Raw genomic sequence first — 22,319 nt, forward strand, 5'->3', positions numbered from 1 at the left:
GTATTGTGGTTGCCGGATAGTAAATATCCGCAATATTGCTTTATTACAGTAAAATTAAACGAATGATATTTGTATTTTAATGAAACATGGAAGCTTTACATAGTGCTTATATGTAATTTAGTTGATGCGATAGAATTGTTCAACTGCATGAGCCATATTTTCCCGGCTGAAGCGTGAGCGCAACAGCAGCGGATCAGGCATAGTTTGCTGATAATTGGCAGGGAAGGTCAGGGCTTCGCACATTTTTGCGGCGATGGCACCGGCGTCAGGTTTGCAAAGGGCATTGCTGTCTGTGCCGAATATTTCAGCAATACCGCCGACATCTGTGGCGATGATGCTGCGCTGTGCGGCCAGAATTTCCAGTGCAATATATGGCAGAGATTCCGCACGTGAAGGCAACACAAAGATTTGCCCGTGTTTGAGTGCTTCACGCACCGGCATTGCCGGATAAAAACATATGTGGTTTTCCAGTCCGAGTTGCGCAGCAAGAGCCTGATAATTCTGTTTTTGCGGCCCGTCTCCGACCATGGCACCGGTGGCAAGAGGCCGTTTGCTGGCTCTTGCTACCTTGTTCAGCTCGCTCAGCGCGCGGATAAACAAATCCGGCCCTTTCAGGTCGCGCATCATGCCGGTAAAAAGAAAGTCGGCGGCATCTGCTTCCGGTGTAACCGGTGCAAATTCATCTTTGCTGATACCGTTGCGGATCACAATATGCGCGCAGCGCGGATTTCCGACTTTTTCCTGATAGGTGTTTTCCTCATAGGCCGAGACAAAGATCAGGCCATCGGTGATCTGTTCTTGCAGGCGCTCCGCCGTGAACATGATTTTACCGGCAAGGGTTGCCGGATCAAAATGCAGGCTGCCGCCATGAGGAGAGTAAAATTTGTGCGGGCGCTGAGCCTGACTTTTATGGATGCCTATTGTGCCGAGACGGGCATAAGTCCCGCCTTTGGCACCATGTCCGTGTACAATATCCGGCTGCAGCTGCTTCAGTAATTTGCGCGTACTTAAAATAGCACCGATGTCACTGAGGCCTATTTTGCGGATGATGGGAATACGGTGCAGGCCCAGTGCCAGATCAGGCAGCATGGCAGCAAATTGCTGTTGTTCAAGTGCGCCGTCTTCGCATAATTCGCAAATCACACCGACCTGATGACCGGCTGCATTCTGCATGGCAGCCAGATCACGTATATGGCGAAACACACCGCCTATAGGGGAACGGAAGCAATGGATAATCCGCAAAGATTTTTGCTTCACAACAGCCTCGTCTCAGGAAGGATGAATTCTGGTCTGTCCGTGATGATCAGAATAACCGTTCGCGGACATAGATTGTATCGCCTGGAAGGATAGGATCTGTAATACGTACCCGTCCGGTAAAGATTTTGCCGTTGATCTGGCGGGTAATGTCCACGCTTTCCTGATTGGCGCGCGGTGTAAAGCCGCCGGAAGCTGCAATAGCCGTTTGTGCAGTCATGCCCGGTACGTAAGAATATTGTCCGGCGCCGCCGACTTCACCCATGATGAAGACAGGACGGTAGCGGTCGATTTCCACGCTGACGTCAGGATTGCGGATATAGCCGCCGCGCAGCTTTGAAGCGATGGTGGCTTCTAGCTGTTTTACTGTTTTGCCGCGTGCAGGTACGCTGCCGATCAGCGGGAAGGCAATATAGCCGGATTGATCGACGGAATATGTATTGCTTAAACCGGCCTGTTCAAAAACGGTGATGCGCAGACGGTCGCCGGAGCCGAGAATATACGGCTGGTTCAGCGCTTCGTGGAATGCCGGAGGAGCAGGGCGATAGCTGGTGCAGCCTGACAATACCAGACAGGTTACGCCCAAAGCTGCCATAAAAACACGTGTTTTCATTCTGCTCTTTTCCTTATCCCGTTCTGATTGCTTTGGTGTCAGAACCCACCAGCTCATATTATATGCGTCAGGTTCCGTTGCGCATTTCATAGCTGTGCAACGGACATCTGTCTGATGGTGATTATTGAATTATTAGGGTTAATATGGCGTAAAGACTAAAAGCTAAAATCTGTTGTACTGATAAAATTATCTTTAAATACAAACTGCTAAAGTAAAGTCCTGATACGCCCTTAGTATCAAGGGTGAGGGGAAAATACAGGGTTTAACCCTATAGTTACCTTGATGATTTACCATAAGAGTCCTGTGCAGGATTATGGGGATCGGGTCAGTGATGCGTGATGCAGCAGAAAATGCGGAAATTGATATCGGAGCGCTGTTTGCCGCTCTGAAGCGCAACTGGCTGTTCATTCTATTGGGCGCACTCCTGTTTGCTCTGCTGACATGGGGCGTTGCGCAGTTTCTCCCGCCTTATTACCGTTCCGAAGCGCGTATTCTGATTGAAGCACGGGAAACTGTCTTCACGCGCCCGAATGTCGGATCGGAAACGGATCGTCCGCTGCTGGATCCGGAAGCCGTGAAATCGCAGGTAGAGCTGATCAGCTCTGCTAAAATCCTTGCAAAAGTAGCCGCCGATCTGAAGCTTGAAGATTATGCGGAATTCTATCCGAAAACCATGTCGCCGGTGAAACAGGTTCTGGTATTGCTGGGATTGCGCCCTGATCCGCGCACGATTCCGGTATCAGAGCAGGTTCTCACCCGTATGCGCGAGAATTTACAGGTCTATGCTGTAACCGGCTCGCGGGTGATTGTGGTTGAGTTTGTCTCCAAAAATCCGCAAGTCGCAGCCGATGTCGCCGATAAAATTGCGGATGAATATATTGCAGCACAGGCCGCTGCCAAACGCCAGCTGACAGGCGATGCAACCGGTTGGCTGGAGCCGGAAATTGAACGACTGACGAAGAAGGTGCGTGAGGCAGAAACCAAAGTCGCTGATTTCCGCGCGGCAAGCGATCTTCTCAATACCAGCAATAATACTTCTCTTGCCACGCAGCAAATGTCCGATATTTCATCGGAACTGTCGCGTCTGAAAGCTGAGCGTGCCGCCAGTGAGGCTAAAGCTGAGAGCATTCGCACTGCGCTTAAAAACGGCGTGCCGATCAATAGCCTGCCAGAAGTTATGTCCTCCGGTATTATGCAGCAGCTGAATGAGCGCCGCGGAGCGCTGATGGCCGAGATTGCCAATCTGTCGACAACGCTGCTCGACGGGCATCCGCGTATTCAGGGCTTGCGTGCGCAGCTCGCCGATCTTGACCGGCAGATCCGGCAGGAAGGCAATACAATTCTGAAAAGCCTCGATAATGAGGTGACGACTGCCCGCAGCCGCGAGCAGGAGCAGACCCGTGAACTCAATCGTCTGAAAGCACAAGCTGCCGAGGCTGGCAGTCAGGAAGTTGAACTGCGTGCTTTGGAGCGTGATGCTGCTGCCCAGCGCGATTTGCTGCAAGCCTATCTGGCGCGCTATCGCGAGGCTTCCAGCATTGCTGATCGTACGGATCAACCTGCAGATGCACGGATTTTCTCAACGGCAACTGTTGCAGGGGCACCGTATTTCCCTAAAGTGCTGCCTATGGTCAGCATGAGTTTCGTTGCGGGCCTGTTGCTGTTGTCGGTTTTTGTTTTATTGCGTGAACTTTTCAGTGGTCGCGCTATGACAACAAATCCTGTCAGAGCTGTCAGGGGACAAAATCTCTGGGGCGATGAATATGGTGCTGTTGCACAGAATTTTAGTCCTGCGCATAATAAAACCGCACAGATTGATAATAAGCTGATTGTGCAGCCGGCTCCCGAGCCTGTTTCCGATAAAAATGAGATGGTAGAGCAGCCTATGGCCCGTCCTGAAATTGATGTTGAAACAATTCAGCGTATCTATGACAGCTATACTGTGTCCGAGCCGGATGCCACGGAAGAACCTGATCCGGCATCGGATGATATTTATGCGCCCAACGGTGTGGCGGCAATTGCCAGCCGTCTGATGTTGCAGGAGCGCCGCCGCATCATTCTGATCTCGCCGGAAGGCGATGCCGGTTCTGCCGGTAGTGTGCATCTGCTGCGTGAGCTGGCTGACCGCAGCCTGCGGGTGTTGCTCGTTGATATGACCGGCAATGGTGCTGTCAGTCAGGCAATGCTGGACGGCAACAGGCCTGCAGGCATTACCGACCTGCTGCTCAATGTGAAGCAGTTCACCGATATTATTCACGGCGATTTATATTCGGATGCGGATGTGATTCCGACAGGTCTTTCTGATCCGAAAACCGCTATGGCACAGGCCGAGCGTCTGCCGGTGATTTTTGAAGCGCTGGAAACGGCCTATGATTTCGTGCTGGTGGAAACCGGTGCATCCTCTGCCGAACAGGCGCTGAACCTCGACAGCGATACATCCGTTTTTGTGATGAATGTGTTCGACAGCGAAGATCAGGCTGTGGCGCAGACTGCACTGGCATTCCATGAGGCGGGTCAGGATGATGTGACCATTCTGATGGTACCGCACGCATAAAAACGGATTAAGCGCTTCTACGCAGCTTGCTGCGTAATTTTTTCACCAGCGGCCAGAGATGTTTGTTGGTTTTAATCCGATAGACAAGACCTGAGCGCAGCTGATTGAATGTTGCGCTCAACCGGCCTTTGAATGTCAGCGCGATATGGCTGTCATAAAGCGGCTGCTCAATATCGCACCAGTCGCGTTTGTATTTCTCCTCGCCGATACCGAAGCTGAAATAATCCAGCTTGTCATCAATGGCAGCGGCAATCGCTTCGTAAAACAGAAAATCTCCGGGGCTGGCGGTGACCAGATCATCATCGGCGAAAGCACCGAATTCCACAGTCAGACCGCGTTGCAGTGGTGTCTGGCCGTCTGGGCTTTGCCAATAGGCGCAGCCAATGACCGCACGCGGTTTTCCGGCAACTTCAAGAACATGCAGGCGATATTGTCTGCGCGTGTCATTTTCCGGTGCAGCGAAGAGTTTCTGGAAAAAACGGTTCAGATCATCGCCGGTAAAGCTGTTGGCAATGCCCTGTTTGGCAAAGCGCTGGCTTTTCATCGCATAAAAATCATTGAATGCAGTGCTGTTTTCCGCATCACCATCTGCGGTATAAATCCGCCATGCACCTGTTTCATCATAACGGCGGGCATGCTGGCGGTGCTTTTTGCGTTTGCGCGAGGCATTGCTGCGCTCAAGCACAGTGTCAAAACTGTCTGGCAGAGTGGCAATCAGCGCCGGATTCGGATTGCGCTGATGGGGGAGGCTGAGCAGCGGATTATTATATCCGAGCCAGCTCTGCATCTGACGGGTGAGGGATAGCAGTGTAATATCCGGCCGCGCTTCTTTCAGGCAGGCAATCAGTGCAGTGATATGGTCTTTGCTGATGTGTTGCGCAAAAGCCGGAAACAGAACCGGAAAATTGCAATTGGCATGGGAACCGCCGGCAAAGCGCGCAACATGCTTGTGGTTTTGTTTGATAACCTCAAGCGGCAATAACAAAGCAGGGCTGTCATCAATAAACAGCGCCAGCACAAGACAGTCAGGATTCACATTTTGCTGCCAGAGCCGTGTCCAGAGTGCGGACTGGGCTATACCATGGACCGTCTTGTCATTGCTCCAGAGTGGCAGAGCCTCATGAATGTCGGAATAACAGACTGTGCGGATCATAATCAGCGGGCTTTAGGCGGCTGAACCATCCACCACAACAGATACATGGCCGGAAGTATCCACAAAAAGCCGGTGAAGAAGAAATAAGCAAGCTGTACCCAGACCGAGGACTGGCCAAGATGGGCAACCGCAATCATGGTTGCAAGCAGCGCATAAACTGCAATCAGCAGAACAAGCAGCACGGTTCCGATCAGTTTTTTTAGTCTTACAGGCATATTTCTCTCTCCGTCACCACTCTCATACACCAGACAGCACTGAATCTGAAATGATTTTCGTCTCCGCTTCGTCACTGGATTTATGAAAGGGGTAATAAAAACAGCGTCTGCGTGTCGCGTGTTGTTGTCTTGTATTCGCGGTGCGCATGCGGCATGTATCTGCGGGGGTAAAACTCAGTCGGAGCAGGATTGATGATAACAGACTATGCCGCATTACCGGCAACACAACAGCCGGTCAGTGCCAACCACGACAAGAACCGTAAAATGGTGCGGTGGTGGCTTTATGCGGTATTCGTTGTACTGATCGCAATTGTCATGGTGGGCGGTGCAACCCGTATGACCGGCTCCGGTCTGTCTATTACCGAATGGAAGCCTATCCATGGCGTTATCCCGCCGCTGAACCATGCGGAATGGCTGGAAGAATTCGATAAATACCGCCAGATCCCGCAATATCAGCAGATCAACAAGGGTATGGCACTGGAAGAGTTCCAGTTCATTTTCTGGTGGGAATGGGCGCATCGTATGCTGGCGCGTTTCGTCGGTTTTCTGGTGGCTGTTCCGTTGATTTTCTTTTGGGTAACAGGACGCTTGCAGGACGGTTTGAAAGCGCGGATGCTCGGCATTCTGGCGCTGGGCGGCTTGCAGGGCGCTATCGGCTGGTGGATGGTGGCATCGGGTTTGAGCGTGCTGACATCGGTGAGCCAGTATCGCTTAGCTGTGCATCTCACTATGGCCTGCGTAATTATTACCGCCGTGTTTTATGTTGCGCGCGGGCTTGCTGAATATACGGAAAAACCAGCGCCGCGTGGCTTGCAACGCTTTGCAGGCTGGCTCGTTCTGGCAATTCTGGTGCAGATTTATCTTGGCGGGCTGGTTGCGGGGCTGCATGCCGGTCTGACCTATAATACATGGCCGCTGATGGATGGCGCGATTATCCCTTCAGATCTGTTCATCAACCAGCCTTACTGGCGCAACCTGTTTGAAAATCCGAAGACCGTGCAATTCATTCACCGGATGTTTGCCTATACGGTGCTGGTGCTGGCTGTGCTGCATGCTGTACAGGCGCATCGCCATGCTGCCGGTACAACTCACGCGCGACGCTCTGTTGTGCTGCTCGGCCTGATCCTGATGCAGGCGGCGATCGGAATTATTGCCTTGCTGACAATGGTGCCGATTGAGTGGGGCCTTGCCCATCAGGGATTTGCATTGGTGGTGCTGAGCTTTGCTGTTGCCCATTGGCGCGCCTGTAAAGGTGCATATGAGATGCGTACAGCGTAACAAAAAGCCCCGCAAATGCGGGGCTTTTTTATGGGTAAAGCTGTAGCCTTAATCTGCGCAGCGCGGTGGCGATTTTCAACTCACGCTCTTCATCTGCAGCATTACCGTCTTCATGATGCCACGCGGCTGAGAGACAGCCATAGCAAAAGGCATAATCAAGAATATAGGCCGCAGGCTTGTTGATAATCTCTGCAAAATATTGCGCCATTTCTGCAGCGCGCTGCATATTAAGGCACAAATCATCACGGTCGAGCGGATTGTAGAACAGATTGGCGCAATCAAAGGCAGCATCACCGCACAATCCGTGCGGATCAATTGCCAGCCAGCCCCGTGCACTGCGAATGATATTCTCATGATGAAGATCGCCATGCAGGGCGATGATTTCATGAGGTTGTCTGAGCAGGGATGCCGCGAGATCGGCTGCTTCCGTGTAAATATCCGCTTTCTTTCCCGCCAGATCAAACAGGCTTTTGAAATGCTTGAGCAGCGGCTGTAATTCAGACGGCAGAACCCGACCGGAGGGACTGTGTAAAGCGCGGATCACTTCGCCGGCAATACGGATGGCATCTGCATCATGCCCGGCTTCAAGATGGGCTTTGAGGTCATAGTCACCGGCATATTCCAGCAACATCATCACCGGATCATGCGTGAGGCCGAGCAGCCTGATCGCACCATGTCCGTCACGCTCGCGCAGATAATAGGCACCGCGCAGCTCCTCATGACCTGCAGGCTTGAGCACTTTAACAATCACCGGAGACTGTTCCTCTCCGGTGATTATTGCTTTCCAGATATGACTGGAATTGGTGTCAGCGAGCAGTGTTGCAGAGGCAATCTGCCAATGTGCCGGAAATACCGGCTTTATCACTGTTTGCTGTTCCATAGGCGATGAATGCTCCGGTTAACGCAGACCCAGCATCAGGTTCATATTCTGCACGGCTGCCCCCGATGCACCTTTGCCGAGATTATCCAGCACGGCGACCAGATTGATCTGCTTGCCGCCTTCAGAACCGAAGACATAAAGATTCATACCATCTGTATCTGCCAGCATTTCGGCATCGACACGCGCCATGGCGCTGCTTTCTTCAAGCGTGACAACGCGCACGATTTTCTGACCGGAATAATGCGCCTTCAGCTCATTATGCACGTCTTCCAATGTCGGTTTGCCTTTGAGCAGATCGAGATGGACCGGAACCTGCACAATCATACCCTGCGCAAAACGGCCGACACTTGGTGCAAAAATCGGCGCATGGTCGAGTTTGCCATACATCTGCATTTCCGGCAGATGCTTGTGCTTGAGTGTCAGGCCATAGAGGAAGTTGTTTTCCTTCATATGTTCCGGATGGTTCACATCTTCCATCTGGGCAATCATCTGCTTGCCGCCGCCGGTATAGCCGGATACCGCATTGACGGTGACAGGGTAATCGCTGTTCATCAGCCCTGCATCGCGTAGCGGGCGGATAAGCGAGATTGCACCGGTCGGATAGCAACCCGGATTGGCAACCAGACGGGCTTCGCGGATACGCTGCGCCTGCAAGGCTTCCAGTTCGGCAAAACCATAGACCCAGTTGGAATGGGTACGGTGCGCGGTTGACGTGTCGATAATACGGGTGGAATGGCCTTCAAGCAGGATCACCGCTTCACGCGAGGCATCATCCGGCAGGCAGAGAATAGCAATATCAGCCGAGCGCAGCAGGTCAGCGCGCAAATCTTTATTGCGTCGTTCTTCTTCCGGAATAGACAGGACTTCCAGATCAGTGCGACCGGCAAGGCGGGTGCGGATCTGCAGACCCGTTGTGCCATGTTCGCCGTCAATAAAGATTTTCGGTTTCATTTGAATTTTGCCTTAATGGTAGAGAATTCAGAGTGTTAGGAGTTATTGCTGAATCATTCTGTCAAACAGTTGATTCATTTTGTGAGACTAAAGCATTTCCGGCAAAAGCGGGAACCGGTTTTGCCTGAGGACAATGCGTAAAATCAAACAGTTGGAGCAGTGCCAGTGATTCAATATTCACCGGAACCGCTTTAACGTGCGGCTTTCTTTTCCGCAAGCAGACCCAGATAATGCATGGCAATTGTCGCGCCTGCAATGGCTGTTATATCGGCATGGTCATAGGCCGGTGCAACCTCTACAATATCAGCGCCAACAATATCAATTTTGCCGAGCTGACGCAGCACCGAGAGCATTTTTGCCGAGGACGGGCCGCCTGCAACCGGTGTGCCTGTACCGGGTGCATAGGCCGGATCAAGGCAATCAATGTCGAAAGTGACATAGGTTTTGCGCCCCTGTGTACGGATTTCAATCGCCTGCACAATGTCTTTGGCGCTCATATCTTCAACATCGTGACCATAGAGAATCTGAATGCCGCAATCTTCCGGCGCATGGGTGCGGATACCGATCTGGATAGATGCGGTTGGGTCAATAATGCCGTCGCGTACCGCACGGGCAACAAAGGAGCCGTGATCGATACGCTTGCCGTCATCAAACCATGTGTCCTGATGGGCATCAAACTGCACTAAGGCCAGCGGGCCATATTTCTCGGCATGGGCTTTGAGGATCGGCCATGTCACAAAATGATCGCCGCCAAGCGACACCAGAAAAGCATCATTGGCGATCAGTTTAGCGGCTTCCTGCTCAATGGTGGCCGGTGTGAGCTGGTGATTGCCGTAGTCGAGCAGGCAGTCGCCGTAATCAATTACCGCCAGATTTTCAAACAGATCGCGCTGAAACGGATATTGCGGATCATTATCAAAGATCGCTGCGGCACGGCGAATAGCCTGCGGGCCAAAACGGGCGCCCGGCCTGTTGGAAACGGCTGCATCAAACGGAATGCCCCAGACCACCGCATCGGCATTGCTCACATCTTTACTATAGAGACGCCGCATAAAGGAGAGGGCACCGGCATGAGTAGGGTCGGTTGCGGCTCCCTTGATCGTCTGAGCCGTAAAAGCATTGTCGATGGATTTATGCGCCATGAAGTAACACCGTAAGCTGAAACAAAACTGACGATACAAGCTGTAGCGTCTTTTGGCGGGCTGATAAAGCGGGCGTCCGATATTTAAATTGCTGAGAATTATCGGGCGCAGAGTTGCGATTGTGATGTGCCGCGTTCTGCATGCAGATAGTGCTTTTCTATTCATCCGAGGGGACATTATGCAAAGCAGGGTAATCAATGTTTTTGTGGTTTCAGCACTGGCGGTTTTAGCAGCAGGCTGTGTCACGGATCAGAAAGCGGCGCAGGCTCAACTTGAGCAGCAGTCTGTGCTGGGTTTGAACTGGGTTCAGCAGTCAGGTGAATATGAGGCACTGGCTTATCAGGCTTTCAATATTGCCCGCAGAGCGTTTGATACGGCAAAGGTGGAAGACGGGCGTAAGAAGGCTGTGATTGTTGATCTGGACGAGACAATGATCGACAATTCTGCCTATGCCGCATGGCGGGTGGAGAATGGTGTGCCTTATACCAAGCCGACATGGGCGCGCTGGATGGCGGCGCGACAGGCAACGACCATTGCCGGAGCGGTGTCTTTCGCCCGTTATGTCAATTCCCATGGCGGGCGGATGTTTTATATCTCCAATCGTGATGACACATCTTATGCTGCTACGGTCGAAAACCTGCAAAAACTCGGTTTTCCCGGTGTATCGCGTGAAACGGTTCTTCTGCGCACAACACAGTCAAACAAGCAGCCGCGTTTCGATTGGGTAAAATCCAAAGGCTATGATGTTGTGGTTTACGCCGGTGATAATCTCAATGATTTTGGCACTGAATATTACGGCAAGAATAATAGTGAGCGCCGGTTGCTGGTTGCTGCACAACAGAACAAGTTCGGCTCAAAATTCATCATGCTGCCAAACCCGAATTACGGTGACTGGATCAGTGGCATGGCAACAGAATATTACAAGCAAACACCGGCGAGACAGCTGGAAATCAACCGTGAGAATTTAAAAGTCTGGAAGGGCTGATTTGGATAAGTTCAGGAACCGGCTCTGCGCCATTCATAGAGCATATCCGGTTCTTTTTCTTCATTGCCGCTGCCGTCGGTTTTACCAATCGCGATAAAACCGTGTTTCTCATAGAATTGCTGTGCCTGAATATTTCGCTGAAATGTCCATAATTGCAGATGCGGAAATGTTGTTTGTGCCTGTCTGAGTAAAGCACTGCCAATACCGTGCCCCTGAAAATCCGGCAGAATATAGAGTTGCTCAATCCAGCCTGTTTTAAAGGCAATAATACCAGCCATATCAGGGGAAAATGCTGCCCAGACCTCGCATTGTTCAAAAACGCAGTTTTCATAAAACCATTGATCTTCTTGCGGTGTATGCAAGCCTTTCAGCCATGGCAGGCTATTGTCGAAGGCCGCCCGGTGGATGCGGGAAGCCTGCGCCATATCCTGCAAGTCCAGACGCCGGAACGTAAAACGATTGGCTGTCATCGGGCTTGTGTCCCGTGCGTATTGAAGCCATAGGCGCGTTCAACGCGGGCAATCCGTAAAGCATAGGTTTCATACCATGCTGCGCGTCCCTGTTTCTGCGCTGCCAGATGGTCGACATTGCGCTTCCAGTTGCGAATGCTTTCTTCATCGCGCCAGTAGGAGTTGGTAATGCCGAAGCCACTTGCATCCCGCACGCTTTCAATGCCGAGAAACCCGTCCTGCTTTTCCGCTAGTTCAACCATCTGACCGGCCATTTCGCCATAGCCCGTGTCATCATCTGTCGTGCGCTGCGATGAAAAAGCAACGATGTAATAAGGTGCAGCGGGAAGTGTGGCGAAAGGAGAGTGATTGTGCATGAAACAGAATCCTGCGGCTTGATGATGTCGAACATAAGAGACACAAGACGCAGGAGACAGCGGCTATGCTGTCGCATGAAATAAAAAAGCGGATCCGAAGATCCGCTTTCTTAATATTGGAAGTGCTAAAGATATTAGCGCTTGGAGAACTAAGCCCCAAAGCGCGATTAGCGCTTGGAGAACTGGAAGCTACGACGGGCTTTCGCCTTACCGTATTTCTTACGTTCTACAACACGGCTGTCGCGTGTCAGGAAGCCGCCTTTTTTCAGCACTGCGCGCAGAGCTGGTTCGTAGTAGGTCAGGGCTTTTGAAATGCCGTGACGAACCGCACCAGCCTGACCGGACAGACCACCGCCGGCAACAGTCGCAATAATGTCAAACTGACCAGTGCGGTTTGTTGCAACGATTGGCTGCTGCAGAACCATCTGCAGAACCGGACGAGCAAAATATGCGTTGAACTCTTTGCCGTTCACGATGATTTTGCCTGTGCCTGGCTTTACCCAAACGCGTGCAATCGCATCTTTACGCTTACCGGTCGCATAAGAACGTCCGAGAGCGTCGACTTTTTTAACGTGAACAGGAGCTTCAGGAGCAGCAGCTGCTGCAACTGTGCCAAGTTCTTCGAGCGAGTTGAGCTGCTCAGCCATTATGCGTTCCTCTTATTTTTGCTGTTCAAAGCGCCGATGTCGAGGACTTCTGGCTGCTGTGCTTCGTGCTGGTGGTCAGCGCCTGCATAAACGCGCAGGTTTTTCATCTGACGACGGCCGAGCGGACCGCGCGGAACCATACGTTCAATCGCCTTCTCAACAACGCGTTCCGGGAAACGGCCTTCGAGGATCTGACGAGCTGTACGTTCTTTAATGCCGCCTGGGTGGCCAGTGTGCCAGTAGTAAACCTTGTCGGTGTACTTCTTGCCGGTCAGAACAACCTTGTCCGCATTGATGATGATGACATTGTCACCGTCGTCAACGTGTGGGGTAAAGGTTGGTTTGTTCTTACCGCGCAGAATGTTGGCGACCTGAGAAGCGAGACGACCGAGAACAACGCCTTCAGCGTCGATCAGGATCCACTTCTTCACCACTTCTGCTGGCTTCTGGGAAAAAGTTGCCATTGAAGTTATCCTTGGAAATAATCCTTGCAACAGAGACTGGAGCAAGGCTTTTTTTGTTGCTTGTGTTGCGGCAGAAATCTGCGCGTAACAAATGAAAACCGCTCATCTTTGACAGATGTACGCTTTCTGGCTGTCCAATACAGTGCCTGTGAGTGGGCGTCAAGTGTGTTGAATTTGCATATACTTGTAATTATCTTTTAAAATCAATGTGTTAAAATTGCGGTATTATATTACCCTATAAAAATCCGGTGATTTTTACTCTATATTTTCGTCCGGACTGCCGCATCACTTCAATTGCCCGCATTTTATGCCTAGATTATATCTTCTGCACAATGTGATGCATAGCAGCATGAAAACGGAGAATGCCATGAATGAAACGGAAGTCAGATCTATCCTGCAAACCAAGCATGTGATCGCGCTGGTCGGCGCTTCTCCGAATGAGGATCGTCCAAGCTTTGGTGTGATGAAATATCTGCTGGAGCATGGTTATAAAGTTATTCCGGTCAATCCGGGGCAGGCGGGTAAGCAGATATTGGGGCAGACAGTTTATGCCTCGCTCTCCGATATTCCGGAGAAGATTGATATTGTCGATGTCTTTCGCGCATCCAATGCCGTGCCTGCAATTGTCGATGAAATCCTGGCACTGAAAACACAGCCGGATGTTTTGTGGTTGCAGCTTGAAATCACCCATGAAGAGGCTGAAGCCAAAGCCCGCGCTGCCGGAATAAAGGTGGTGACAAATATGTGCACCAAACAGCAGCATCAGCGTCTGATCGGCGCCTGATTTTAGCTTTATGTGACATTGCGGTTCAAAATTTCTGTTTTGCCGCAATGTAAATCTGCGGGTAATTTATAGATGTGCCTGCGGAAAAAGATAATAGTTTGCGTGTATTATAGTGATAAGCGGAATCTTTTTCTTTGCTTGTGCGGGAGTAAAATTCTAACCTGACCCAAATTGTTTATTTTGGGGAGTAGAGAATGTCTAAGCGCAGCCCGGGTTTTGATACACTTGCTATTCATGCAGGCGCAAAACCGGATCCGACAACCGGTGCCCGCACCACGCCGATTTATCAGACTGCATCTTATGTTTTTGATGATGTGGATCATGCTGCCGCTTTGTTCGGCCTGCAGGCATTCGGCAATATCTATACCCGTCTGACCAACCCGACCACAGCCGTACTGGAAGAGCGCGTTGCAGCGCTTGAAGGCGGTACAGCTGCCGTTGCGACTGCATCCGGTCATGCTGCCCAGCTGCTGGTTTTCCATAATCTGCTGCGCACCGGCGATAATTTCATCGCTGCAAACAAGCTTTATGGCGGTTCGATCAATCAGTTCGGTAATGCTTTCAAGTCTTTCGGATGGGAAGTGCGCTGGGGTGATGTGGACGATGTTTCCAGCTTCGAGAAACAGATCGATGACAAAACCCGTGCGATCTTTGTTGAAAGTCTGGCCAATCCGGGCGGTATCGTTGTTGATATCGCAGCGATTGCGGAAATCGCGCATAAGCACGGTCTGCCGCTGATCGTTGATAATACAATGGCATCGCCATATCTGATCCGTCCGATCGAACATGGCGCAGATATTGTTGTGCACTCGCTGACTAAATTCATTGGCGGTCACGGCAATTCCATGGGCGGTATTCTGGTCGATGGCGGTACATTCGACTGGTCGAAATCCGGCAATTATCCGATGCTGAGCGAGCCGCGTCCTGAATATGCCGGTGCGGAACTACACAAAACTTTCGGCAATATTGCTTTTGCCATTGCAGCACGCACACTCGGTTTGCGTGACTTTGGTCCGGCGATTTCTCCTTTCAACTCGTTCCAGATTCTGGCCGGTATTGAAACTCTGCCGCTGCGTATGCAGCGCCATTGCGACAATGCGCTGAAAGTAGCGAAATGGCTGGAAAAGCACGAGAAAGTTTCATGGGTGCGTTATGCCGGCCTGCCGACCGACAAATATCATGCTTTGCAGCAGAAATATTCGCCTAAGGGTGGCGGCGCGGTTTTCACCTTCGGTCTGAAGGGCGGTTATGAAGCCGGTAAGACTTTTGCGAACTCGCTGGAACTGTTCTCACTGCTGGCCAATATCGGTGATACGCGCTCGCTGGTTATTCATCCGGCATCCACGACGCATCGCCAGCTGACGGATGAGCAGAAAGTTGCTGCCGGTGCAGGTCCTGAAGTGGTGCGTTTGTCGATCGGTATTGAAGATGCTGACGATATTATCGCTGATCTTGAACAGGCTTTGGCAAAGATCGCCTGATGAAGTCGCTGTTGCTGCCTGTAAACACAGAGTCTGAACCGGAACTTGGTGTGCCCGCTGAAGGGCGCGTCATTTCCGGCGATCCGCAGTTCAGAACATGGAATGCGGAGGAGACCTCAGACGGGCTTTACGCGGGTATCTGGGAGTCGACGGTTGGTAAATGGCATGTCGCTTATGATGAGTGGGAGTTCTTCCAGCTGATCAGCGGTGTGTCTGTGGTGACAGAAGAGGGCAAAGAGCCGGTCACTTTGCGGGCAGGCGATAGTTTCATCATCAGGCCGGGCTTTAAAGGTACATGGGAAGTGATTGAAACGACTCGTAAAACCTATGTGATAAAGCTTTAAACTTATATTGTCTGAAATAGAAATGCCGCGTCCTATGGGACGCGGCGTTTTTGTTTTTACCATTCCAGTTTCAAGCTTTGCATGCCGTGGAAATGATAGGTGTCGCCATAAAGCGGTGGCTCGGCAAAGCGGATATTCGGCAGGCGTTTGAACAATGTTGCCAGAGAAACCTGCATTTCCAGACGTGCCAGCGGTGCGCCGATACAGAAATGAATACCCGCTCCGAAGGAGACGTTCTTCTGATCCGGACGCTCCGGCCAGAAACGGTCCGGCTGGTCAAATGCCTGATAATCGCGGTTGCCGGAACCAAGCAACAGGCCAAGCTGTTCACCGGCTTTGAGCGTTACGCCTTCAGTAATTTCAGTCTCATTATAGGTATAGCGGGTGAACATATGCAGCGGCGCATCAAAGCGCAGGCTTTCTTCAACAACAGCTGCAGTTGATTCCGGCGTTGCAAACAGAACGCGATGATCCAGACCGCTTTGCAGAATGGTTTTCACTGCATTGCCTGTCTGATTGACCGTTGCTTCATGGCCGGCATTGAGCAGCAGGATACAAGTGGTAATCAGCTCGTCTTCCGAGAGCTTGGCACCATTTTCCTCAGCGGCCAGCAATAGGCTCAACAGGTCATCACCCGGATTTTTGCGGCGCTGCGCAGCATAGTCACGCAGATAGTCGGAGAATTCTTTGGCCGCCTGATTGGCACTGTCTTCCACTTCACGTGTCGCATTGTGCATATACATATTGACCATACGATGCGACCAGTCGAGCAGTTGCGGGGCATTATCTGTTGGTACACCCAGCATTTCGGCAATCACAACAACCGGAATAGGGGTGGCGAAAGCCGGCATCAGGTCGACATGACCCTGATGCTCAAAGCCGTCAATCAGCTCATTGGCGAGCTTTTCAATACGCGGGCGCAGGCGCTCGACCTGACGGGAGACAAAAGCGCGATTAACAAGAGTGCGCAGGCGGGTATGTACCGGCGGCTCAATCTCGAGCATGGAGTGACGCTCAACACCGTCGAAATCTTTGAGATGTTCGCGATTGATTGCATTGGCACGATAACCGCCCGGCTCTTCACGCCCAAAACGGCGGTCGCGGAACAGCTTGTTGATATCGTCATAGCCGGCAAAGCACCAGAAACCGTAATCTTCCCAGAAAAATACCCGCGCATTGTGATGCAACCATGCGTAAGCCGCATAGGGATTCTGTACAAATTCCGGTTGATGCGGATCAATACGCACATGACGGGTAGCAGGATCAAAATGGAGATAATCGGGTTTTACAGGGGCGCTCGGGAAATGACTCATCAGGCTTTCATCGCATTGGCATTAAAAGAGAATTTGCTATGCGACTATAAAGGCAGATGGCGAGAAAATGCAGCGTGACAAAGCGCGGCATGGGGGCGGATTTGATTAAATACGCTATTCGTTAAGGTTGTGGTGTTGCAGGTAAAATTTTTGCAGCAGTATCAAATAATGTATATAGTTCAGAACCCAAAAAATAAAGTGAGCCAACAATCGCCAAGGCTACAAAACAGGCAATAAGACTATATTCAACTGCAGATGCGCCATTTTGTGATTTCCAGAATTTTTGTTTTTGCATAGTTTTCACCTGATACGATGGTTAATCGAATAGGCCACTAGAGAAATCCGCCCGGCTGTTGCCGGACGGTTTCGAAACTTTAAACTTAATAAGCTAGCCACTTATTGTTAGTTGCTAGCAGGAGGGGTAGTTGCAGTTTGAAGAGCACTACCAACGGTATTGAATGTTGCCTGGATACGAGTGCCGAGGAAGGTTACAGCACCGATAATTACAACAGCGATCAGAGCGGCAATCAGGCCGTATTCGATTGCAGTTGCACCGTCTTCATTTTTGCGGAAGCGCTTAAAAATTGCTTTCATTGCCTTAACTCCAGATAGTTCTTTTCGTTATGGTCTTGCTGACCTGTTACGACTTATAGCCCGAAGAGTGTTTTTCAAGACTTAAATTACATAGTAAATGAAGTTTAAGCATTGAACTTGCTTAATGAATTATTTTTATTGTGCCTGTCGTGAATTGTTTTTTATATTCATAAATTAAAATGTGATTGTGTTTTCAATACCTTAAATGATGTTTTCAAAAAGAAATGCCCCTGAGACGTTGCTTGGTCTCAGGGGCATAAATATTCGGATCATCGGAAAGCAGACGGAATATCAATGAAAAACCGTTTATTTCCTGACGGAAGAATTAAAAATCCCAGTCATCATCTTCTGTAGCAACGGCTTTACCGATCACATAGCTGGAGCCGGAACCGGAGAAGAAGTCGTGATTCTCATCAGCATTCGGTGAAAGCGATGACAGGATCGCCGGATTAACATTGGTCACAGTGCTCGGGAACAGTGGCTCATAGCCGAGATTCATCAGCGCTTTATTCGCATTATAGTGCAGGAATTTTTTGACATCTTCGGTCAGACCGGTGCCGTCATAAAGCGCTTCTGTATATTTGGTTTCAACTTCATAGAGATCGAGCAGCATCGCGAAGGCGAAATCTTTCAGCTCTTCCTTGCGGGCTTCGCTCTCTTTTTCCAGAGCCACTTGATATTTGTAGCCGATATAGTAACCGTGCACGGCCTCGTCACGGATAATCAGGCGGATAAGATCGGCAGTATTGGTCAGCTTGGCGCGGCTCGACCAGTACATTGGCAGATAGAAGCCGGAATAGAACAGGAAGCTTTCCAGATATACGCTGGCAATTTTGCGCTTCATCGGATCATCAGATTTATATTCATTGATGATCAGAGCCGCTTTGCGCTGCAGATGCGGGTTTTCCTCACTCCAGCGATAGGCATCATCCACATCCGGTGTCGAGCACAGAGTGGAGAAGATCGAGGAATAGGAGCGGGCATGAACCGCTTCCATGAAGCTGATATTCGACAATACAGCTTCTTCATGCGGGGTCACAGCATCCGGCATCAGGCTGATTGAGCCGATAGTGTTCTGGATAGTGTCCAGCAGGGTCAGGCCGGTGAAAACACGGATGGTCAGTGTTTTCTCTGCCGGTGTCAGCGTGCCCCAGGACGGAATATCATTGGACAACGGAACTTTTTCCGGCAGCCAGAAATTACCGGTCAGACGGTTCCATACTTCGAGATCTTTATCATCCTCAATACGGTTCCAGTTAACAGCCTTGGTGGCGCAGACGAGTTTAGGTTGGGCGTTCATAACGTGCTCTGATCTGTTCGGATGAACCGTCTGCACTGCGGCAGACGGTTTTATATAAAAGGATAGGGTTTACAGGGTGCAGGAAACGCAGCCTTCTACCTGTGTGCCTTCCAGAGCCATCTGGCGCAGGCGGATATAGTAGATTGTCTTGATTCCCTTGCGCCATGCATAGATCTGCGCCTTGTTGATATCGCGTGTTGTTGCGGTATCGCGGAAGAACAGCGTGAGCGACAGGCCCTGATCCACATGCTGCGTTGCCGCTGCATAAGTGTCGATGATTTTTTCCGCGCCGATCTCATAGGCATCCTGATAATAATCGAGATTGTCATTGCTCATGAACGGGGCAGGGTAATAAACGCGGCCGATCTTGCCTTCCTTGCGGATTTCAATTTTGGACGCAATTGGATGAATTGAAGAGGTCGAATTGTTGATGTAGGAAATCGAACCTGTCGGCGGAACAGCCTGAAGGTTACGGTTATACATACCATGCGCCATAACTGATTTGCGCAGTTCTTCCCAGTCCGCCTGTGTCGGGATCGTAACACCTGCTGTTTCAAACAGTTCACGAACGCGGGCAGTTTCCGGTTCCCAGACCTTGTCAGTATATTTGTCGAAGAATGTGCCGTCGGCATATTTTGAATCTTCAAAGCCGACAAAGCTCGACTTGCGATCCATCGCAATGCGGTTGGACGCTTTAATCGCGTGATAGGTCACGGTGTAGAAATAGATATTGGTGAAATCCACACCTTCTTCAGAACCGTAGAAAATGCGTTCACGCGCCAGATAGCCGTGCAGATTCATCTGACCCAGACCAATCGCGTGTGATTCATCATTGCCGCGGGCAATCGATGGCACGGAATTGATCTTGCTCATATCCGACACCGCGGTCAGCGCACGGATCGATGTTTCAACAGTCTTGCCGAAATCCGGTGAGTCCATGGTCATCGCAATATTGAGCGAGCCGAGGTTACAGGAAATATCCTTGCCGATATGTTCGTAATTCAGATCATCTTTATAGGTGCTGGCTTCGCTGACCTGAAGAATTTCCGAGCAGAGATTGCTCATGGTGATGCGGCCGGCAATCGGATTGGCTGCATTCACGGTGTCTTCGAACATGATATACGGATAGCCGGATTCAAACTGAATTTCCGCCAGTGTCTGGAAGAAGGCGCGTGCCTTGATCTTCTGCTTGCGGATACGGCCGTCATCAACCATTTCGCGATATTTGTCGCTCACGGAAATTTCCGTGAAAGGTACACCGTAAACGCGTTCCACATCATATGGCGAGAACAGATACATATCCTCGTCGTTCTTCGCCAGTTCAAAGGTGATATCCGGAATCACAACACCGAGCGACAGGGTTTTAATGCGGATTTTTTCATCTGCATTTTCGCGCTTGGTGTCGAGGAAGCGCATAATGTCCGGATGGTGGGCATTCAGATAAACCGCACCGGCACCCTGACGCGCACCGAGCTGGTTCGCATAGGAGAATGCATCTTCGAGCAGTTTCATGATCGGAATAATACCGGAAGACTGATTCTCGATCATTTTGATCGGCGCGCCATGCTCACGGATATTGGTGAGCGAGAAGGCCACACCACCGCCGCGCTTGGAAAGCTGCAGCGCGGAATTGATCGAACGGCCGATCGATTCCATATTGTCTTCCATGCGCAGCAGGAAGCAGGAAACCAGCTCGCCGCGCTGTTTTTTACCGGCATTGAGGAAGGTCGGTGTCGCTGGCTGGAAACGGCCGGACAGCACTTCTTCCATAATGGAGATCGCCAGAGCCTCGTCACCGTCGGCAAGCGCCAATGCAACCATGCAAACGCGGTCTTCATAACGTTCCAGATAGCGCAGCCCGTCAAAAGTCTTCAGCGTATAGCTGGTGTAATATTTGAACGCGCCGAGGAAGGTCGGGAAGCGGAACTTCTTTTTATAAGCGAGATTGAAGAGATTCTGAACGAATTCAAAAGAATACAGATCCAGAACTTCTTTTTCGTAATAATTCTGAGTCACCAGATAATCGAGCTTCTCTTCCAGATTATGGAAGAAAACCGTGTTCTGGTTCACATGCTGGAGAAAATACTGGCGAACGGCCTTGCGATCCATATCAAACTGGATCTCACCATTCGGACCGAACAGGTTCAGCATGGCATTCAGCGCATGATAGTCCATTGCCGGAGTGTCCTTTTTAGAACTCCCGTTGTTTGAACTGTTGGTGTTGTTCTTTTCTGTCCGTTCAAGCTCAAGAGTCGCCACAGTTTTTCCAATTCATTTTTCGGCCAATATGTGTCGGCCAATTTATTTGTCGGTATGTGCAAAACAAAGACCGGCTTCGCTTTCACATCTGTTCACAATACTGATCCGGATTTCGTTTGAGAAAGCGGACAGCAATTTAATTTCGTTGTTGAACCCTGTATGGGCTCAGAAGTCAGGCAGCGAGGTCTGCCTGCCAGAATTTTCGCAGACCATTCCGCACATTGATAACATCATCATCCGTTCCGGCCAGTTCATAGCGATACAGAAACGGCACCTGACATTTCTCGGATATGACATTGCCGGCAAGACAATAGGTTGAACCGAAGTTACGGTTGCCGCCTGCAATCACACCGCGAATGAAGGAACGGTTGGAACTGTCATTCAGAAAACGGATTACAGGCTTGGGAACAGCACCGCGTCCGTCCCCGCCGGCATAGGTTGCGACAACCAGCACAAAAGGTTGTGTCACCTGTAAAAGATCGGCCTTCATGCTGCACGGAATACGCAGAGCAGGCAGTCCGGTTTTTGTGACAAAGCGATGCGTATTTTGCGTGCCGCTTGAAAAATAGACGAGCATGCTCATAGCCACTTCCTCATGTTAAATCTCCAGTGAGACACTGAAGTCAAACAAAGACCCTCTATATATAGTGGCACCAGTCCGGCTTTGCAGCCAATGCTGTGCATTATACAGGAAGAGGGCATAGCTTTTGTGATTTGCCTGAAAGGCCGTTTCTGGTTCCGGCTTCTGCCCGTCTTGCAAAGTGAAAGACGGGCAGAGAATTACGGCCAGATTGAACAGTCAGGCGGATTGTCCGGATATGACAGTCAAACCGGAACGCTCAGGCCATTATAATTAAGCCAGCGCGCTGATCATGTCAGGGCGGAAGCCTGCCCAATGTGTGTCACCGGCAACAACAACCGGAACCTGCATATAACCGAGACGTTTAACTGTGTCGTAGCCTTCTGCATCTGCAGAAATATCAATGATGTTGAAATCGATTCCCTGACGTTCCAGAGCGCGATAGGTGGCGGTGCACTGAACGCAGGCTGGCTTGCTGTAAACAGTAATGGACATCGGATTCCTCGTTTCTTGATCGCCCTGATATTTTTCAGAGACTGATATGCGTTATATGCCTGTTGATTATTCCGGAGAGAATAGTCAGCGGACATTGTAGCGGGGGCTACAGTTTCCCTTGGCAGGGCCTCATTGGTCTGCACCTTGCGGTGCCTTCTTGTATCTGCACCTGACGGTGCTCTTCTCTTTTTGCACCTTGCGGTGCGG

Annotated in this window: 24 protein-coding genes; 6 read left to right on the forward strand and 18 right to left on the reverse strand. The window is 50.7% G+C overall.

The window, feature by feature from the left end; translation table 11 throughout:
• Nucleotides 1-117: 117 nt before the first annotated feature.
• Together LDL70_RS05255 and LDL70_RS05260 are read right to left on the reverse strand one after the other, a co-directional pair.
• Nucleotides 118-1,257, reverse strand: coding sequence for a glycosyltransferase family 4 protein (locus LDL70_RS05255; protein ID WP_225687610.1), 1,140 nt, complete (start codon nucleotides 1,255-1,257; stop codon nucleotides 118-120).
• A gap of 46 nt (nucleotides 1,258-1,303) precedes the next feature.
• The gene (locus LDL70_RS05260; protein WP_116088154.1) at nucleotides 1,304-1,867 is read right to left on the reverse strand and encodes a polysaccharide biosynthesis/export family protein; all 564 of its coding nucleotides are present in this window, start codon (nucleotides 1,865-1,867) and stop codon (nucleotides 1,304-1,306) included.
• Between the two features lie 331 nt (nucleotides 1,868-2,198).
• On the opposite strand from LDL70_RS05260, the gene LDL70_RS05265 reads away from it, so the two are divergent.
• Complete coding sequence (locus LDL70_RS05265; protein ID WP_225687612.1) at nucleotides 2,199-4,421, forward strand: Wzz/FepE/Etk N-terminal domain-containing protein; 2,223 nt, start codon at nucleotides 2,199-2,201, stop codon at nucleotides 4,419-4,421.
• Nucleotides 4,422-4,428: 7 nt separating this feature from the next.
• Here LDL70_RS05265 and LDL70_RS05270 read toward each other — a convergent pair whose 3' ends face one another.
• On the reverse strand, nucleotides 4,429-5,574 hold the full coding sequence (locus LDL70_RS05270; RefSeq protein WP_225687614.1) for a GNAT family N-acetyltransferase: 1,146 nt from the start codon (nucleotides 5,572-5,574) through the stop codon (nucleotides 4,429-4,431).
• Between the two features lie 2 nt (nucleotides 5,575-5,576).
• Nucleotides 5,577-5,789, reverse strand: coding sequence for a DUF2842 domain-containing protein (locus tag LDL70_RS05275; RefSeq protein ID WP_075655607.1), 213 nt, complete (start codon nucleotides 5,787-5,789; stop codon nucleotides 5,577-5,579).
• A gap of 264 nt (nucleotides 5,790-6,053) precedes the next feature.
• Here LDL70_RS05275 and LDL70_RS05280 point away from each other — a divergent pair, with 264 nt between their 5' ends.
• Complete coding sequence (locus LDL70_RS05280; protein WP_370637807.1) at nucleotides 6,054-7,067, forward strand: COX15/CtaA family protein; 1,014 nt, start codon at nucleotides 6,054-6,056, stop codon at nucleotides 7,065-7,067.
• Between the two features lie 28 nt (nucleotides 7,068-7,095).
• On the opposite strand, the gene LDL70_RS05285 is transcribed toward LDL70_RS05280, so the two are convergent.
• The 3 genes from LDL70_RS05285 to speB form a co-directional block, all read right to left on the reverse strand.
• Nucleotides 7,096-7,947, reverse strand: a complete 852-nt coding sequence (locus tag LDL70_RS05285) for an aminoglycoside phosphotransferase family protein (RefSeq protein WP_225687617.1) — start codon at nucleotides 7,945-7,947, stop codon at nucleotides 7,096-7,098.
• An 18-nt stretch (nucleotides 7,948-7,965) separates the two neighbouring features.
• The gene (gene argC / locus LDL70_RS05290) at nucleotides 7,966-8,898 is read right to left on the reverse strand and encodes an N-acetyl-gamma-glutamyl-phosphate reductase (RefSeq protein ID WP_225687620.1); all 933 of its coding nucleotides are present in this window, start codon (nucleotides 8,896-8,898) and stop codon (nucleotides 7,966-7,968) included.
• 191 nt (nucleotides 8,899-9,089) lie between these two features.
• Entirely contained in the window at nucleotides 9,090-10,040 is a 951-nt protein-coding gene (speB, locus tag LDL70_RS05295; RefSeq protein WP_225687622.1) for an agmatinase, read from the reverse strand.
• Between the two features lie 178 nt (nucleotides 10,041-10,218).
• On the opposite strand from speB, the gene LDL70_RS05300 reads away from it, so the two are divergent.
• The gene (locus LDL70_RS05300; protein ID WP_225687624.1) at nucleotides 10,219-11,025 is read left to right on the forward strand and encodes a 5'-nucleotidase, lipoprotein e(P4) family; all 807 of its coding nucleotides are present in this window, start codon (nucleotides 10,219-10,221) and stop codon (nucleotides 11,023-11,025) included.
• 11 nt (nucleotides 11,026-11,036) lie between these two features.
• Here LDL70_RS05300 and LDL70_RS05305 read toward each other — a convergent pair whose 3' ends face one another.
• The 4 genes from LDL70_RS05305 to rplM form a co-directional block, all read right to left on the reverse strand.
• The gene (locus LDL70_RS05305) at nucleotides 11,037-11,495 is read right to left on the reverse strand and encodes a GNAT family N-acetyltransferase (RefSeq protein WP_151159315.1); all 459 of its coding nucleotides are present in this window, start codon (nucleotides 11,493-11,495) and stop codon (nucleotides 11,037-11,039) included.
• Complete coding sequence (locus LDL70_RS05310; protein WP_225687626.1) at nucleotides 11,492-11,851, reverse strand: antibiotic biosynthesis monooxygenase; 360 nt, start codon at nucleotides 11,849-11,851, stop codon at nucleotides 11,492-11,494. The genes LDL70_RS05305 and LDL70_RS05310 overlap by 4 nt, the downstream gene beginning before the upstream one ends.
• Before the next feature lie 167 nt (nucleotides 11,852-12,018).
• Entirely contained in the window at nucleotides 12,019-12,498 is a 480-nt protein-coding gene (rpsI, locus tag LDL70_RS05315; RefSeq protein ID WP_022710804.1) for a 30S ribosomal protein S9, read from the reverse strand.
• Entirely contained in the window at nucleotides 12,498-12,962 is a 465-nt protein-coding gene (gene rplM / locus LDL70_RS05320) for a 50S ribosomal protein L13 (RefSeq protein ID WP_022710805.1), read from the reverse strand. Before rplM ends, rpsI begins: the two co-directional genes overlap by 1 nt.
• 367 nt (nucleotides 12,963-13,329) lie before the next feature.
• Between rplM and LDL70_RS05325 the strand changes: the two genes are divergently transcribed.
• The 3 genes from LDL70_RS05325 to LDL70_RS05335 all read left to right on the forward strand — a co-directional run bounded on the left by LDL70_RS05325 (nucleotide 13,330) and on the right by LDL70_RS05335 (nucleotide 15,571).
• Complete coding sequence (locus tag LDL70_RS05325; protein WP_225687627.1) at nucleotides 13,330-13,746, forward strand: CoA-binding protein; 417 nt, start codon at nucleotides 13,330-13,332, stop codon at nucleotides 13,744-13,746.
• Nucleotides 13,747-13,940: 194 nt separating this feature from the next.
• Nucleotides 13,941-15,227 carry an O-acetylhomoserine aminocarboxypropyltransferase gene (locus LDL70_RS05330; protein ID WP_151159312.1) on the forward strand — a complete coding sequence of 429 codons (1,287 nt, stop codon included), beginning with the start codon at nucleotides 13,941-13,943 and terminating at the stop codon, nucleotides 15,225-15,227.
• Complete coding sequence (locus tag LDL70_RS05335; RefSeq protein WP_225687629.1) at nucleotides 15,227-15,571, forward strand: cupin domain-containing protein; 345 nt, start codon at nucleotides 15,227-15,229, stop codon at nucleotides 15,569-15,571. The genes LDL70_RS05330 and LDL70_RS05335 overlap by 1 nt, the downstream gene beginning before the upstream one ends.
• A 56-nt stretch (nucleotides 15,572-15,627) precedes the next feature.
• On the opposite strand, the gene LDL70_RS05340 is transcribed toward LDL70_RS05335, so the two are convergent.
• The 7 genes from LDL70_RS05340 to nrdH form a co-directional block, all read right to left on the reverse strand.
• Nucleotides 15,628-16,884: a cytochrome P450 gene (locus tag LDL70_RS05340; protein WP_225687631.1), complete on the reverse strand. Its 1,257-nt coding sequence runs from the start codon at nucleotides 16,882-16,884 to the stop codon at nucleotides 15,628-15,630.
• A 121-nt stretch (nucleotides 16,885-17,005) separates the two neighbouring features.
• A complete protein-coding gene (locus LDL70_RS05345; RefSeq protein ID WP_225687632.1) occupies nucleotides 17,006-17,179 on the reverse strand; it encodes a Flp family type IVb pilin in 174 nt (57 codons plus the stop codon).
• 107 nt (nucleotides 17,180-17,286) lie between these two features.
• Nucleotides 17,287-17,478 carry a Flp family type IVb pilin gene (locus LDL70_RS05350; protein ID WP_225687634.1) on the reverse strand — a complete coding sequence of 64 codons (192 nt, stop codon included), beginning with the start codon at nucleotides 17,476-17,478 and terminating at the stop codon, nucleotides 17,287-17,289.
• A 325-nt stretch (nucleotides 17,479-17,803) separates the two neighbouring features.
• On the reverse strand, nucleotides 17,804-18,778 hold the full coding sequence (nrdF, locus tag LDL70_RS05355; protein ID WP_225687635.1) for a class 1b ribonucleoside-diphosphate reductase subunit beta: 975 nt from the start codon (nucleotides 18,776-18,778) through the stop codon (nucleotides 17,804-17,806).
• Between the two features lie 69 nt (nucleotides 18,779-18,847).
• The gene (gene nrdE / locus LDL70_RS05360) at nucleotides 18,848-20,953 is read right to left on the reverse strand and encodes a class 1b ribonucleoside-diphosphate reductase subunit alpha (RefSeq protein ID WP_116088138.1); all 2,106 of its coding nucleotides are present in this window, start codon (nucleotides 20,951-20,953) and stop codon (nucleotides 18,848-18,850) included.
• 256 nt (nucleotides 20,954-21,209) lie between these two features.
• A complete protein-coding gene (gene nrdI / locus LDL70_RS05365) occupies nucleotides 21,210-21,620 on the reverse strand; it encodes a class Ib ribonucleoside-diphosphate reductase assembly flavoprotein NrdI (RefSeq protein WP_225687637.1) in 411 nt (136 codons plus the stop codon).
• 270 nt (nucleotides 21,621-21,890) lie between these two features.
• Entirely contained in the window at nucleotides 21,891-22,112 is a 222-nt protein-coding gene (gene nrdH / locus LDL70_RS05370) for a glutaredoxin-like protein NrdH (RefSeq protein ID WP_022710815.1), read from the reverse strand.
• Nucleotides 22,113-22,319: the final 207 nt, after the last annotated feature.

Source organism: Pseudochrobactrum sp. XF203 (assembly GCF_020341615.1).
GTDB classification, from domain to species: Bacteria; Pseudomonadota; Alphaproteobacteria; order Rhizobiales; family Rhizobiaceae; genus Pseudochrobactrum; species Pseudochrobactrum saccharolyticum.

Coding starts and splice junctions, on each gene's coding strand:
- LDL70_RS05260 (WP_116088154.1), bottom strand. CDS start 1,867: ATGAAAACACGTGTTTTTATGGCAGCTTTGGGCGTAACCTGTCTGGTA.
- LDL70_RS05265 (WP_225687612.1), top strand. CDS start 2,199: ATGCGTGATGCAGCAGAAAATGCGGAAATTGATATCGGAGCGCTGTTT.
- LDL70_RS05270 (WP_225687614.1), bottom strand. CDS start 5,574: ATGATCCGCACAGTCTGTTATTCCGACATTCATGAGGCTCTGCCACTC.
- LDL70_RS05275 (WP_075655607.1), bottom strand. CDS start 5,789: ATGCCTGTAAGACTAAAAAAACTGATCGGAACCGTGCTGCTTGTTCTG.
- LDL70_RS05280 (WP_370637807.1), top strand. CDS start 6,054: ATGGTGCGGTGGTGGCTTTATGCGGTATTCGTTGTACTGATCGCAATT.
- LDL70_RS05285 (WP_225687617.1), bottom strand. CDS start 7,947: ATGGAACAGCAAACAGTGATAAAGCCGGTATTTCCGGCACATTGGCAG.
- argC (WP_225687620.1), bottom strand. CDS start 8,898: ATGAAACCGAAAATCTTTATTGACGGCGAACATGGCACAACGGGTCTG.
- speB (WP_225687622.1), bottom strand. CDS start 10,040: ATGGCGCATAAATCCATCGACAATGCTTTTACGGCTCAGACGATCAAG.
- LDL70_RS05300 (WP_225687624.1), top strand. CDS start 10,219: ATGCAAAGCAGGGTAATCAATGTTTTTGTGGTTTCAGCACTGGCGGTT.
- LDL70_RS05305 (WP_151159315.1), bottom strand. CDS start 11,495: ATGACAGCCAATCGTTTTACGTTCCGGCGTCTGGACTTGCAGGATATG.
- LDL70_RS05310 (WP_225687626.1), bottom strand. CDS start 11,851: ATGCACAATCACTCTCCTTTCGCCACACTTCCCGCTGCACCTTATTAC.
- rpsI (WP_022710804.1), bottom strand. CDS start 12,498: ATGGCTGAGCAGCTCAACTCGCTCGAAGAACTTGGCACAGTTGCAGCA.
- rplM (WP_022710805.1), bottom strand. CDS start 12,962: ATGGCAACTTTTTCCCAGAAGCCAGCAGAAGTGGTGAAGAAGTGGATC.
- LDL70_RS05325 (WP_225687627.1), top strand. CDS start 13,330: ATGAATGAAACGGAAGTCAGATCTATCCTGCAAACCAAGCATGTGATC.
- LDL70_RS05330 (WP_151159312.1), top strand. CDS start 13,941: ATGTCTAAGCGCAGCCCGGGTTTTGATACACTTGCTATTCATGCAGGC.
- LDL70_RS05335 (WP_225687629.1), top strand. CDS start 15,227: ATGAAGTCGCTGTTGCTGCCTGTAAACACAGAGTCTGAACCGGAACTT.
- LDL70_RS05340 (WP_225687631.1), bottom strand. CDS start 16,884: ATGAGTCATTTCCCGAGCGCCCCTGTAAAACCCGATTATCTCCATTTT.
- LDL70_RS05345 (WP_225687632.1), bottom strand. CDS start 17,179: ATGCAAAAACAAAAATTCTGGAAATCACAAAATGGCGCATCTGCAGTT.
- LDL70_RS05350 (WP_225687634.1), bottom strand. CDS start 17,478: ATGAAAGCAATTTTTAAGCGCTTCCGCAAAAATGAAGACGGTGCAACT.
- nrdF (WP_225687635.1), bottom strand. CDS start 18,778: ATGAACGCCCAACCTAAACTCGTCTGCGCCACCAAGGCTGTTAACTGG.
- nrdE (WP_116088138.1), bottom strand. CDS start 20,953: ATGGACTATCATGCGCTGAATGCCATGCTGAACCTGTTCGGTCCGAAT.
- nrdI (WP_225687637.1), bottom strand. CDS start 21,620: ATGAGCATGCTCGTCTATTTTTCAAGCGGCACGCAAAATACGCATCGC.
- nrdH (WP_022710815.1), bottom strand. CDS start 22,112: ATGTCCATTACTGTTTACAGCAAGCCAGCCTGCGTTCAGTGCACCGCC.